Origin of the sequence: Nocardioides sp. Root140, assembly GCF_001426745.1 — a bacterium.
In the GTDB taxonomy this organism is placed as follows: domain Bacteria; phylum Actinomycetota; class Actinomycetes; order Propionibacteriales; family Nocardioidaceae; genus Nocardioides.
The window spans coordinates 900,394-911,803 of record NZ_LMFI01000010.1; the positions used below are offsets into that span (position 1 = coordinate 900,394).

Sequence of the window (11,410 nt, forward strand, 5' to 3'; positions counted from 1 at the left end):
GTCAGGACTCCTTGACCGCGATCTGCTCCACGATGTTGGCCACCGTCTCGAAGGCGTCGATCGCCTGTTCGAGCGACTCCACGATGTCCTTCAGCTTGATCACCTCGAGGGCTTCGTACTTGCCGCTGAAGAGGCTCGCGAGGGTACGGCGGTAGTTCTTGTCGCCGGCGTTCTCGAGGCGGTTGATCTCGATCCAGTACTCGTCGAGGTCCTTCATCGCCTGGAGACGCGGCATCGCGTCGGCGGTGAGCTCGGCGCAGCGCTGGAGCACCTCGACCTGCTTGGACAGCTCGGAGGGCAGGTGCTCCACCTCGTAGAGCAGGATGAGGTCGACGGCCTCGTCCATCTCGTCCATCACGTCGTCGAGCCCGGAGGCCAGCGAGTAGATGTCCTCGCGGTCGAACGGCGTCACGAACGTGCTGTTCACCCGCCGCACGATGGCGTGGGTGGTCTCGTCGCACGCGTGCTCGGCGGCACGCATGCGCTCGGCAACCTCTTCGCGGTTGCTGTCGGCACCGAGCATCTCGGCGAGGAGCGCGGCACCCCCGACGAGGTGCTGGGCTTGTTCGGAGAAGAGGTCGTAGAAGGAAGAATCGACCGGACGAAAGCGGAAAGCCACGGAAAACTCCTGATGAGGAGGACCTGAACGCTGAACATGCTAGGGCCAACGTCGGCGCGTCGCGCAACTTGACCCTTCAACGGCCCGGCGTGAACCCCCGCAGACGGAGGCTGTTCGTGACGACAAACACGGAGCTGAAGGCCATCGCGGCCCCCGCGAGCATGGGGTTGAGCAGCCCCGCAGCGGCCAGTGGGAGACCCGCGACGTTGTAGCCGAACGCCCAGAAGAGGTTCCCCTTGATGGTCCGGAGCGTACGGCGGGAGAGGCCGATCGCGTCCGCAGCGAGACCCAGGTCCTCCCGGACCAGGGTCAGGTCGCTGGCCTCGATCGCGACGTCCGAGCCGGAGCCCATCGCGATGCCGAGGTCGGCCCGGGCCAGCGCGGCGGCGTCGTTCACGCCGTCGCCGACCATCGCCACGACCCGGCCCTCGTCCTGCAGGCGGCGCACCTCGGCCACCTTGTCGGCGGGCATCACCTCGGCGACGACTCGGTCGATGCCGACCTGGGCCGCGACGGCGGAGGCCGACCGCGCGTTGTCGCCGGTGAGCAGGACCGGCTCCAGCCCGAGCTCACGGAAGCGGCGTACGGCGTCCGCGGACGTCGACCGCACGGTGTCGGCCACGACCACGACACCGCGGACCCGGTCGTCGACGGTGACGACCACCGCGGTGTGTCCCTTGGACTCGGCCTCGTCGAGGGCCGTCGCGAGTGCGCCGTCGACCGAAACCTTGCGCCCCACCGAGACGGCGCGGCCGTCCACGGTGCCGGAGACGCCGATGCCGGGCTGGTTGGCGAACCCGTCGACGGCGGGGAGCACGCCGTCGTACCCGGCGACGATCGCGCGGCCGACCGGGTGCTCGGAGCCGTCCTCGACGGCGGCGGCGAGCCGCAACACGGTGTCCTCGGACTCACCGGGGGCGGCCACGACCGACACCAGGGACATGCGCCCGTGGGTGACGGTGCCGGTCTTGTCGAGCACGACGGTGTCGACGCGACGGGTCGACTCGAGCACCTCCGGGCCGCGGATCAGGATACCGAGCTGGGCGCCTCGGCCGGTGCCGACCATCAGGGCGGTCGGCGTGGCCAGGCCCAGTGCACACGGGCAGGCGATGATGAGCACGGCGACCGCGGAGGTCAGTGCGAACGACAGGGGCGCGTCGGCGCCGATCCAGAAGCCGAGGGTGGCCGCGGCGATGGCGATCACGATGGGCACGAAGATCCCGGAGACCCGGTCGGCCAGTCGCTGCACGGGCGCCTTGCCGTTCTGGGCGTCCTCGACGAGGGTCGCCATGCGGGCCAGCTGGGTGTCGGCGCCGACCCTCGTGGCGCGCACGACGAGCCGGCCGCCGGCGTTGACGGTGGCCCCGGTGACCGCGTCACCCGGCCCGACCTCGACCGGCACCGACTCACCGGTGAGCAGGGAAGCGTCGACGGCCGACGTGCCGCTCTCGACCACGCCGTCGGTGGCCAGCCGCTCCCCCGGTCGTACGACGAACGCGTCGCCGACCACGAGCTGTGCGACGGGGATGCGGGTCTCGACGCCGTCGCGCAACAGCGAGACTTCCTTGGCGCCGAGCTCGAGCAGTGTGCGCAGCGCCGAGCCGGCACGGCGCTTGGCACGGTCCTCGAACCAGCGGCCGACCAGCAGGAACGTGGTCACGCCTGCGGCGACCTCGAGGTAGATGTTGCCGGTGCCCGACTCGCGGCGGGGCCGCAGGTCGAACGGGTGCACCATGCCGGGCGTGCCGGCGGTGCCGAGGAACAACGCGTAGAGCGACCAGCCGAACGCGGCGATCGTGCCGACGGAGACCAGCGTGTCCATCGTCGTGGTGCCGTGGCGCAGGTTGCGCCACGCGGCGAGGTGGAACGGCCAGCCGCCCCAGACCACGACCGGCGCGGCCAGGGTGAGCGAGGCCCACTGCCAGTACTCGAACTGGAACCGCGGCACCATCGCCACCACGATCACCGGGATGGTGAGGGCGGCGCTGATCAGCAGGCGCTGCAGGGAGGCCCGCGCCGCAGCGTCGGCGGCGTCCCCAGCGGCATCCTCAGCGGCATCCTCAGACACGGCAGGAGCCTCGTCGAGCGAGGTCGAGACCACGCCGTAGCCGGCGGCCTCCACCGTGGCCACGAGGTCGTCACGCGTGATCGTGTCGGCGAAGGTCACCTTGGCCTTCTCAGTGGCGTAGTTGACGCTCGCCTCGACCCCGGCGACCTTGTTGAGCTTGCGCTCGATGCGGTTGGCGCAGGACGCGCAGGTCATCCCCGAGATGAGGATCTCGGCCTCGGTCTGGGTCGACTCAGTGCTCATGGCCGTCTCCTTCCTCGGCGTGGTCGTCCTCGGCGGCACCGGCGCCCTGAACGGCGCCGACCGTGAACGCGACGCGGCGGACCGCGCCGTCGTGCTTGAACTCCAGGAACAGCCGGTGCGCACCAGAGGAGTCGGCGACCTCGAACGAGACCTGCGGGCCGGCCGGTCCCGCGAGCGGGTGCGCGTGGAGGTACTCGAACTTCCGGGCCTCGATGACGACCAGGTGGCCGTTGGCTCCGAGGTAGGGCTCGATGTCGGTGACCGGCTTGCCGTGGCGCGAGATCGTGAAGGTGACCTGGTCGTCGACCCGGGTCATCGCGACGGCGTACGGGCCGGTGCGTTGGAGCACGGTCGCGGCGGGCACGGACTCGGGCCGCGGGTGGTGGCCGCGTACGACCAGGGGCGCGGTGGCCACGAAGTTCTCGCCGGCGGTGGTGGCGTCGGCGTACACCTCGTAGGTGCCGGGAGCCAGGTCGAGGCGCGCGGTCCAACGACCGTCGGCGGACATCGTGGGGTGCACGTGCTGGAAGCTGGTCAACGCCGGCGTGCCCACCACGATCAGGTGCAGGCGCTTCTCGTGCACGACGTCGTAGTCGCGCAGCGGTTCGCCGTCAGCACCCACGAGGGTGAAGGCCACCCTCTTGTCGTCACCCGGGTCGACCTCGGGCCGCGCGAGCTCGAGCGTGTACGCCGGCTCGTGGCCGGCGTGCTCGCCGTCCCCCTCGTGGCTGTCCGAACCGCCCATGCCCTCGTGCTCCTCGGCCGCCACCTCGTCGGTGACGTCGGGGCCGGCGGCGCGGCCGACGTACACCGCAAGGCCGAAGACGACCGCCAGGCCGACCACGAAGGTCGCGATCCTCGTTCCGGTGCTCATGACAGCTGGTAGCCGGCTTCGGTCACGGCTGCCTCGACGGTCGAGCGGTCGAGCGGTTGGGCACTGGTGATGGTGACCTGCCCGGTCTCGAGGGTCACGTCGACGGCGTCGATGCCGGGGACCTCGAGCAGCTCTTCGGTGACGGACGCGACGCAGTGGCCGCAGGTCATGCCGGTGACGGTCCAGGTGCTGGTGCTGGTGCCTGTGGTGGACACGGTGCTCTCCTTCGACGGGACGGGGTCAGGAACGGACGAGGCGGGAGATGGCGTCGGTGGCCTCGCGGATCTTCTCCTGGGCCTCCCGGTCACCGACTCGGGCCGCGTCGACGACGCAGTGGCTCATGTGCTCCTCGAGCAGACCGATCGAGACGGCGTGGAGCGCCTTGGTCATCGCGGAGACCTGCGTGAGGATGTCGATGCAGTATTTCTCCTCCTCGACCATGCGCTGCAGGCCGCGGGCCTGCCCCTCGATCCTCTTGAGACGCTTGAGGTAGTCATCCTTGCGGTGGATGTAGCCGTGCTGGTGTTCGCTCATGAGAATAGGGTACCCCCCTAGGGTAAGCATCGCAAGAGCCGAAAAGAGCCGACTCCGTCGGGAGTCGGCTCGGGTCGGTGAACGACGGCAGGTCAGTCGGAGGGCGCAGGCGATTCCGGGGAGGAGGGCTCCGGCTCCGCCTCGACCGGAGTGACCCCGAGGATCAGGTCGATCTGCTCCTGGGTCAGTGACTCGTCGGACTCGCTGGCCGCGATGATCAGGCTGGTGGTGAGTTCAACCTCATCCAACAGCTCCTGGTCCTCGAGCGTGACGTCGAACTGGTCGTGCACGCGCAGCCCTCTCTCGTCCGAAGCGCCCCCGAGCCCGACTCTGGGCATGCCTCATGGACCATCGTGCCCTGTGTGGGGTGCTACGAAACGTAGGTGGCCAGCAAATGACCCAAAAATGACCCGAAGGCCCCACCCCCGCAGGGGGATGGGGCCTCCAGATGGAAGTCAGGTCAGGTGACCAGCTCCGTGTCGTGCTCGATCGATTCGATCAGAGCGGGCGAACGTTCTCCGCCTGCGGGCCCTTGGGACCCTGCGTGACGTCGAACTCGACCTTCTGGTTCTCGTCCAGCGACTTGTAGCCGTTGGTCTGGATGGCCGAGTAGTGCACGAAGACGTCGTCGCCGCCGTCCTCCTGGGCGATGAAGCCGAAGCCCTTCTCAGCGTTGAACCACTTGACGGTGCCCTGAGCCATTGCTCGTTACTCCTTTGTCGGGGCGAGAGGTCATCACTGCGACAACCCCGCATCAACTGCGGTGACACGTCGCTCCGACTCGTGGAGGCAGGCCCACGAAGAAGAAACGCCGTTGGATCACAAACTCCGCGGGCGTCAGCCATACTGGAACTTGCACCTGATGCAGACACGACACTACCAATCACGTACGGAAAAGAAACCGTCAAACCACACCGATTTCTCCGGATCCGGTGAACTCTTCGCAACAGCGGTGTAACGGGTCCCTCTGCGCTCAGGCCAGTGCCGGTGCGGCGTACGACGCAGGCGGCGGGCGATCGATCGTCGTACGCCGGGGTGCAGACGATCGCATGGCGCGGGATATCGTGTGCCACCGCGGAACAGGAATCGCCGAACGCTCGCGCGACGTCCTGACCCGAGGGCCCTTAGCTCAATTGGCAGAGCTCCGGACTTTTAATCCGTTGGTTGTGGGTTCGAGTCCCACAGGGCCTACCCGGGCACTGACCCGTCGTGAATTGTCCCGTCCGGAACAATTCACGACGGGTCAGTGCGTCTCACATACGCGTCCGTGCGGCATAACGTGTCGCCGAGTGACTAGTTTTGCCTGATATGGCCCCCTTTTCGCGAGAAGAGCCGGGCGAGACCGACTCGGGCGAGACCGTGGAGGCCTCCGTACCGGCCACCCTGGATCCGTTGACCGCACCCCTCGCGGAGGTACTCGGCGAGGCGCCGCACGCATCCACCGACACACATCTCTCGATCTTCGCCGAAGAGGCGGACCACGCCGAGGACGCAGAGGACGCCGACGAGGCGGACCACGCCGAGGCGGACGAGCCCGACGAGGCCGCGTCTGACGACGTCGAGCCGAACTCCGACTCCATGGTTGCCCCGCGCCCGACCGTCGCGGACCTGCCGATCGGCGTGGTCGACGTCGAGGACTTCAGTCCGTCGGCTCGCGTCGACGTCTTCGCGGCCCTGCGTGGTGACAGCGAACCAGTCGAGCCCGAGCCTGGATCACCCGAGCCCACGCCCGAGCCGGAGCCTGCGAGCGCCGGGCGTTTCGAGACCCTCGAGGAACTCCTGGCCTCGGCCACCCGGCGGTCCCACAGCCCGCAACCCGAGCCGGTCCGGGCCGCGGCCGAGGTCCAGCCCGACCCCGAACCCGAGCCGGTATCTGTCCCACCCGTACCCGAACCCGAGCCGGTGCCCGTCCTGCCCGAACCCGAGCCCGAACCCGAGCCGGAGCCCGTGCAGACCGCCGTGCTGCCCGCCGTGGTGGCTACCCCGTCGGAGAGCCCCACGGCGAGCATGCCCGTCGAGCAGAACGTCAAGCCGACCGTCGAGCCGGACCAGGAGAACGTCGACCTCTCACCACGAGGCAGCTCGAGAGCCCTCCTGCTGGCGCTGCTCGGGCTCGCAGCCGTGGCCACCGCGGCCCTGGCCTGGTGGGCCTCGCAGCACCCGTCGACGACCACGCTCGTGCTCGCCGGAGTGGCAGTCGTGGTCACGTTGGCGCTCTGGAGGGCGCACGGCCGGTCGGCGCCGTCGACGGTGATGATCGAGCGGGGCAACCTCGACATCCGGACCCGGGACAGCCATCACCGCTTCGACCTGGCCAGTCCGACGACGAAGTACGAGACCGTCGGCACACCCGGAGGTCGCGGCTGGAAGGTGCTGATCCACCGCACCGGCATGCCGCCGTACGTCGTCGACGCGAGCCTGGTCGACGCCGCCGAGTTCACCCGGGTGCTCGAGCGACTCCAGCGTCAGGAGACCGGGATCCAGTAGCGGCGCTTGCCGTTGCGGACGTCCTCGAACTCGCCACCGTTGCCCTCGATGGTGCGACGCGACCCGACGTTCGACTCGTCGCAGGTGACCAGCACGCGGTCGATGCCCAAGGACACGGCGATCGGCAGGGACAGCGCCAGGGCGCGCGACGCGTGGCCCTGACGGCGTCGGGACGGGCGTACGGAGTACCCGATGTGGCCTCCCTCCTCGAGCAGGAACGGGGTCAACGCGTGCCGGATGGCGAGGTAGCCGACGAACTCGTCCCCCTCGACAATCCACAGGAACGTGCAGTGCACCCGGTCCTCGGGCAGCACGGTCGCGGGGTCGGCCTGGGCCAGGCGGTCCGCGACCATCTGCTCGAACGAGGCCCGGTCGGTCGCCGGCCGCGGCCCGAAGAATCCGGACCCGTCACGGTGCGTGTCGCCGAACTCGTCCTCGGCGGTGCACCAGGAGGCGTAGTGGCGGTCTTCGGGCTGGACCAGTTCGATCATGGTGCGGATCAGATCACAGGCCATCCGTCGGGACAAAACCAATATTTGCCGAGACCAACCTCTACTGTGCAGCCATGTTCGACTACCGCACCGACGACCGCACGCCCGAGGAGATCGAGCGAGAGATCGAGGCGGCTGGCGGTCTGGCGCAGAGCACCCGCGAGCTGATCGATGCGGTGATCCGCAGCACCGTGCCCGACGACGAGCTGATCGCGGTCCGCAAGGAGATCGACGCGCTCACCGCCCGGTTGCGGACCAGCCAGCTGGCCGGCCCGTACGGCATCGCGGTCACGCCCGACGCCGTCGCACACAACCACGGCAACAGCGTGGTCGGGCTCCGCAACGCGATCGCCCCGCCCCTGACGATGCAGCGCTCCAGCGAGGGGCGGGCCTGGGCCGACTTCACCCTCGGCGCCGCCTACGAGGGGCCACCCGGACTCGTCCACGGCGGCGTCAGCGCCCTGATCCTCGACCAGGTCTGCGGAGAGACGGCCGCGGCCGGCGGGGCGCCCGGCATGACCGGGCGACTGACCCTGAGCTACCGACGCGGCACGCCACTGGGCGACCTGCACGCCGAGGGACGCATCGTGAAGGTCGAGGGCATCAAGACGTACGTCGAGGCGCACATCTCCGACGCCGAGGGACCCACGGTGTACGCCGAGGGCCTGTTCATCCTCCCGCGCTGGGCACGGGAGCTGACCGACCAGCCGAAGCCGTCGACGTTCGAGTAGCGCTCAGCCCGCGTCGACGTGGACGCCGCGCTTGCCCTGGTCGGTGAGACGCGCTTCCTCGGCGGCCACCTGCTCCAGCTCGGCACGACGCGCCTCGAGCATGGCGTCGAACTCGCCCGGCTCGCTGACGAGGTCCTTGGCGCCGCCACCGAGCCGCTCCAGCGCCACGCGGGCGAAGATCTGCTGCTCGGTGACCGTGCGCTCGGACCGGTCGTTGCCGATGAACGTGATCGCCCAGCTCAACAGGGCACCGATGCGGTTCTTGAAGCCGGTCAGGTAGATCAGGTGCACGGCCAGCCACATCAGCCAGGCGATCACGCCGTTCAGCTTCAGCTTGCCGACGCTGGCGACCGCGCGGAACTTGCTGATGATCGCCATCGAGCCCTTGTCGAAGTACTTGAACGGCGCCTGCGGGGCCTTGCCCTTGAGTCGGTGGTCGATCTCCTTGGCGGCGTACTTGGCGCCCTGGATGGCCACCTGGGCGACGCCGGGGAGGTTGTCGAGCGAGATCATGTCGCCGAGCACGAACACCTCGGGGTGGCCCGGCAGCGTCAGGTCGGGGTTGACCGCGATGCGACCGGCCCGGTCGAGCGGGGCTCCGCTCTGCTCCGACAGCGTCTTGCCGAGCGGGTTCGCCTGCACACCGGCGGCCCAGATCTTGGCGACCGAGTCGATGCGACGGGTGGTGCCGTCCTTGTCCTTCAGCTCGAGCCCGCGCTCGTCGACGCTGGTGACCATGGCGCCGAGCTGGACCTCGACGCCGATCTTCTCCAGCTCGCCCTTGGCCTTGGTGCCGAGCTTGGCACCGAACGGCGGCAGCACCTGGGGCGCGGCGTCGACGAGGATGATGCGGGCCTGCTTGGTGTCGATGCTGCGGAAGTCGCGCTTGAGGGTCTTGTGGGCCAGCTCGGCGATCTGGCCGGCCATCTCGACACCGGTGGGGCCGGCGCCGACGACCACGAAGGTCAGCAGGTGGTCGTAGGGCTCACCGCGGCTGGCGGCGTTCTCGGCCATCTCGAAGGCACCGAAGATGCGGCCACGCAGCTCGAGCGCGTCGTCGATGCTCTTCATGCCGGGGGCGAACTCGGCGAAGTGGTCGTTGCCGAAGTAGGACTGGCTCGCGCCCGCCGCCACGATCAGCGAGTCGTAGTGGGAGACCGTCTCGCGACCCAGCACGTGGTGGGTGACGGTGCGCGCCTCGAGGTCGATGCCGGTGACCGTGCCGAGAAGGACCTGCGCGTTGTCCTGCTTGGCCAGCACCTCACGGGTCGGCGGCGCGATCTCGCCCTGGGACAGGATGCCCGTGGCGACCTGGTAGAGCAGCGGCTGGAAGAGGTGGTGCGTGGTCTTGGCGACCATGGTGACCTCGACGTCGGACCGCTTGAGGGCCTTGGTGCCGAACAGCCCGCCGAACCCGGAGCCGATCACGACCACCTGGTGCTTGCCGTTGTTGCTTGCCATTCCCTACGGGCCTCTCTGTTTAACGCACGACGTCGATTGCTTGCCGTACCCCATGATCCCATCCGTCGGTCAATTCTCCGAACCGGGCCTGCACCGGAAAATTCGGCCAAGAAGATTGGTCGTTCAGGTTTCAACCGCCGAGATGCTGGGCAAGGGGAGGTCATGTGCCCCAATATGGGTGCGATCCCGAAATCGACGCTAGGTGCGCCATTGCCGTGAGCAGAGGTGAACTGACCCTCGAGTCCAGCCCGCGATCCGTGTCGGACGCGCGCCGCTGGGTCGCTTCGGCGTGCCATGACCTCGAACGGGAGGACCTCGTCGAGGCCGCCCAGCTGGGCGTCTCCGAGCTGGTCACCAACGCCCTGCTGCACGGCGCGCCCCCGATTCACGTGCGGGTGCGCGGCACCCATCGGCACCCGCGCATCGAGGTGCTCGACGGCTCGCGCACGCCACCCTCCCCGAACCACCGGATGACCCACGACGACGAGCTGCTGGCCACGATCGGCCGAGGCCTCGGCATGGTGGCGATGTCCTCTCATGCCTGGGGCGCCGAGCTGCTCGACGACGGCAAGGTGGTCTGGTTCGAGCCGGCCGTCGACCCCGTGGACGAGCCCGACCTCGAGGGCCAGGTCTATCCCTCGAACAGTCCCGCCACCGGCCAGCCGTCCATGATCCGGAGCGATGACGGTCTACGCATCGACTACCCGACCTTCCCGGTGCAGCTGTTCGTCGACTGGCGACGCCGGTTCCGGGACCTGCACCGCGAGCTGCGGCTCCTCTCACTGGCGCACGAGGACGACTACCCGGTCGCCAAGACCCTCACCGACCTGTTCGACCGGTTCTACGAGGAGGTGCAGCACACACTCGGCGTCGACGACATCCAGCGGGCGGTCGAGTCCGGGGTCACCACGGCGTCCATCCTCCTGGTCATCGCCCCCGAAGCACCGGCCGTCGTCGAGCAGATGATCGACGTCCTCGAGCTCGCCGACTCCTTCTGCCGCACCGAGCGCCTGCTCTCGCTCGCCTCCACCCACCAGCAGCGCGACTTCCAGAGGTGGTTCCTCGGCGAGCTGATCAGGCAGGCCAACGGCGAACCACCGGTGATCTGGACCGGCGACGACTCCGTCCACCTGCCGCAGCCACGCATCTCGTGAGGGGACAGCAGATCACCCCGTCGCAGCTGGCGGTGGTGTCGCTCGGGGGCGCGCTCGGCGCATGCGCGCGCTGGGCACTGTCGACCCGGTTCCCGGTGGGCGACGACTTCCCGTGGGTCACCCTCTGCATCAACGTCGGCGGCTCCCTGCTGCTGGCGCTGCTCCCCGCCCTGCTCGTCGTACGCCGCCACCAGCTGCTGCCACTCTTCCTCGGCACCGGGGTGCTCGGCGGGTTCACCACGCTGAGCACCTTCTCGGAGGAGACCCGGGCGCTGCTCGCGAGTGGCTCGTTCCTGGCCGTGCCCTACGTGCTCGTCACGGTGCTGGCCGCGGCGTTCGCCGTCGAGCTCGCCCACCACTGGTCGACGCCCGCGGCCCAGCAGCTGTTCGACGACGAGGAGGGCGACGAATGACCATGCTGCTCGTCGCACTCGGTGCGGCCGTCGGCGCACCCCTGCGATTCGTGGCCGGCCACCACCTCGACCGCGACGTGCCTCGCGGCACCCTGCTGGTCAACGTGGCCGGATCGTTCCTGCTCGGCCTGTTCAGCGGCCTCGCGCTGTCGGACCACGCCTGGGCGCTGCTCGGCGTGGGCTTCTGCGGCGGGCTCACCACGTACTCCTCGTTCGCCGTACAGACCTCGCGCCTCGGCGTCCGGCGCGGTACGGCGTACTCCGCCGCCACGCTGCTGGCGTCGCTGGCCGTGTGCGCCCTCGGCTACTGGAGTGTCCGGCCGTGACGCATCGGC

At 69.2% G+C, this 11,410-nt stretch carries 14 protein-coding genes and 1 tRNA gene; 6 read left to right on the top strand and 9 right to left on the bottom strand.

Annotated elements, in window-relative coordinates; translation table 11 throughout:
* Position 1: 1 nt before the first annotated feature.
* The 7 genes from ASD30_RS14700 to ASD30_RS14730 all read right to left on the bottom strand — a co-directional run bounded on the left by ASD30_RS14700 (position 2) and on the right by ASD30_RS14730 (position 5,040).
* Positions 2-619: a DUF47 domain-containing protein gene (locus ASD30_RS14700; RefSeq protein ID WP_056682784.1), complete on the bottom strand. Its 618-nt coding sequence runs from the start codon at positions 617-619 to the stop codon at positions 2-4.
* Between the two features lie 76 nt (positions 620-695).
* The gene (locus ASD30_RS14705) at positions 696-2,930 is read right to left on the bottom strand and encodes a heavy metal translocating P-type ATPase (RefSeq protein ID WP_056682787.1); all 2,235 of its coding nucleotides are present in this window, start codon (positions 2,928-2,930) and stop codon (positions 696-698) included.
* Complete coding sequence (locus tag ASD30_RS14710) at positions 2,920-3,804, bottom strand: hypothetical protein (protein WP_056682790.1); 885 nt, start codon at positions 3,802-3,804, stop codon at positions 2,920-2,922. The genes ASD30_RS14705 and ASD30_RS14710 overlap by 11 nt, the downstream gene beginning before the upstream one ends.
* Positions 3,801-4,019: a heavy-metal-associated domain-containing protein gene (locus ASD30_RS14715; protein ID WP_268788295.1), complete on the bottom strand. Its 219-nt coding sequence runs from the start codon at positions 4,017-4,019 to the stop codon at positions 3,801-3,803. The genes ASD30_RS14710 and ASD30_RS14715 overlap by 4 nt, the downstream gene beginning before the upstream one ends.
* A 25-nt stretch (positions 4,020-4,044) precedes the next feature.
* Positions 4,045-4,338: a metal-sensitive transcriptional regulator gene (locus tag ASD30_RS14720; RefSeq protein WP_056682793.1), complete on the bottom strand. Its 294-nt coding sequence runs from the start codon at positions 4,336-4,338 to the stop codon at positions 4,045-4,047.
* A gap of 92 nt (positions 4,339-4,430) precedes the next feature.
* Positions 4,431-4,628 (bottom strand): hypothetical protein, encoded by a 198-nt coding sequence (locus ASD30_RS14725; RefSeq protein WP_056685047.1) that lies wholly within the window; start codon positions 4,626-4,628, stop codon positions 4,431-4,433.
* A 208-nt stretch (positions 4,629-4,836) separates the two neighbouring features.
* Entirely contained in the window at positions 4,837-5,040 is a 204-nt protein-coding gene (locus ASD30_RS14730) for a cold-shock protein (RefSeq protein ID WP_045548871.1), read from the bottom strand.
* Between the two features lie 416 nt (positions 5,041-5,456).
* On the opposite strand from ASD30_RS14730, the gene ASD30_RS14735 reads away from it, so the two are divergent.
* A tRNA-Lys gene (locus ASD30_RS14735) sits at positions 5,457-5,529 on the top strand.
* Between the two features lie 117 nt (positions 5,530-5,646).
* Positions 5,647-6,825, top strand: coding sequence for a hypothetical protein (locus tag ASD30_RS27190; RefSeq protein ID WP_056682796.1), 1,179 nt, complete (start codon positions 5,647-5,649; stop codon positions 6,823-6,825).
* On the opposite strand, the gene ASD30_RS14745 is transcribed toward ASD30_RS27190, so the two are convergent.
* Positions 6,804-7,316, bottom strand: coding sequence for a GNAT family N-acetyltransferase (locus tag ASD30_RS14745; RefSeq protein ID WP_056685050.1), 513 nt, complete (start codon positions 7,314-7,316; stop codon positions 6,804-6,806). The two genes, ASD30_RS27190 and ASD30_RS14745, sit on opposite strands and share 22 nt — an antisense overlap.
* A 74-nt stretch (positions 7,317-7,390) precedes the next feature.
* Here ASD30_RS14745 and ASD30_RS14750 point away from each other — a divergent pair, with 74 nt between their 5' ends.
* Entirely contained in the window at positions 7,391-8,047 is a 657-nt protein-coding gene (locus ASD30_RS14750; RefSeq protein WP_056682798.1) for a PaaI family thioesterase, read from the top strand.
* A 3-nt stretch (positions 8,048-8,050) separates the two neighbouring features.
* Here ASD30_RS14750 and ASD30_RS14755 read toward each other — a convergent pair whose 3' ends face one another.
* Positions 8,051-9,508, bottom strand: a complete 1,458-nt coding sequence (locus tag ASD30_RS14755) for an NAD(P)/FAD-dependent oxidoreductase (RefSeq protein ID WP_056682800.1) — start codon at positions 9,506-9,508, stop codon at positions 8,051-8,053.
* Between the two features lie 215 nt (positions 9,509-9,723).
* On the opposite strand from ASD30_RS14755, the gene ASD30_RS26645 reads away from it, so the two are divergent.
* From ASD30_RS26645 to ASD30_RS14770, 3 genes are read left to right on the top strand one after another with little or no spacing between them, the layout of a single operon-like run.
* Positions 9,724-10,662 (top strand): ATP-binding protein, encoded by a 939-nt coding sequence (locus ASD30_RS26645; protein WP_162250975.1) that lies wholly within the window; start codon positions 9,724-9,726, stop codon positions 10,660-10,662.
* A complete protein-coding gene (locus ASD30_RS26915; RefSeq protein WP_056682803.1) occupies positions 10,659-11,075 on the top strand; it encodes a fluoride efflux transporter FluC in 417 nt (138 codons plus the stop codon). Before ASD30_RS26645 ends, ASD30_RS26915 begins: the two co-directional genes overlap by 4 nt.
* Positions 11,072-11,401 (top strand): fluoride efflux transporter FluC, encoded by a 330-nt coding sequence (locus ASD30_RS14770; protein ID WP_056682808.1) that lies wholly within the window; start codon positions 11,072-11,074, stop codon positions 11,399-11,401. Before ASD30_RS26915 ends, ASD30_RS14770 begins: the two co-directional genes overlap by 4 nt.
* The last annotated feature ends 9 nt before the right edge of the window (positions 11,402-11,410 follow it).

Coding starts and splice junctions, on each gene's coding strand:
- ASD30_RS14730 (WP_045548871.1), bottom strand. CDS start 5,040: ATGGCTCAGGGCACCGTCAAGTGGTTCAACGCTGAGAAGGGCTTCGGC.
- ASD30_RS14720 (WP_056682793.1), bottom strand. CDS start 4,338: ATGAGCGAACACCAGCACGGCTACATCCACCGCAAGGATGACTACCTC.
- ASD30_RS14705 (WP_056682787.1), bottom strand. CDS start 2,930: ATGAGCACTGAGTCGACCCAGACCGAGGCCGAGATCCTCATCTCGGGG.
- ASD30_RS27190 (WP_056682796.1), top strand. CDS start 5,647: ATGGCCCCCTTTTCGCGAGAAGAGCCGGGCGAGACCGACTCGGGCGAG.
- ASD30_RS14745 (WP_056685050.1), bottom strand. CDS start 7,316: ATGATCGAACTGGTCCAGCCCGAAGACCGCCACTACGCCTCCTGGTGC.
- ASD30_RS14770 (WP_056682808.1), top strand. CDS start 11,072: ATGACCATGCTGCTCGTCGCACTCGGTGCGGCCGTCGGCGCACCCCTG.
- ASD30_RS14750 (WP_056682798.1), top strand. CDS start 7,391: ATGTTCGACTACCGCACCGACGACCGCACGCCCGAGGAGATCGAGCGA.
- ASD30_RS14710 (WP_056682790.1), bottom strand. CDS start 3,804: ATGAGCACCGGAACGAGGATCGCGACCTTCGTGGTCGGCCTGGCGGTC.
- ASD30_RS14755 (WP_056682800.1), bottom strand. CDS start 9,508: ATGGCAAGCAACAACGGCAAGCACCAGGTGGTCGTGATCGGCTCCGGG.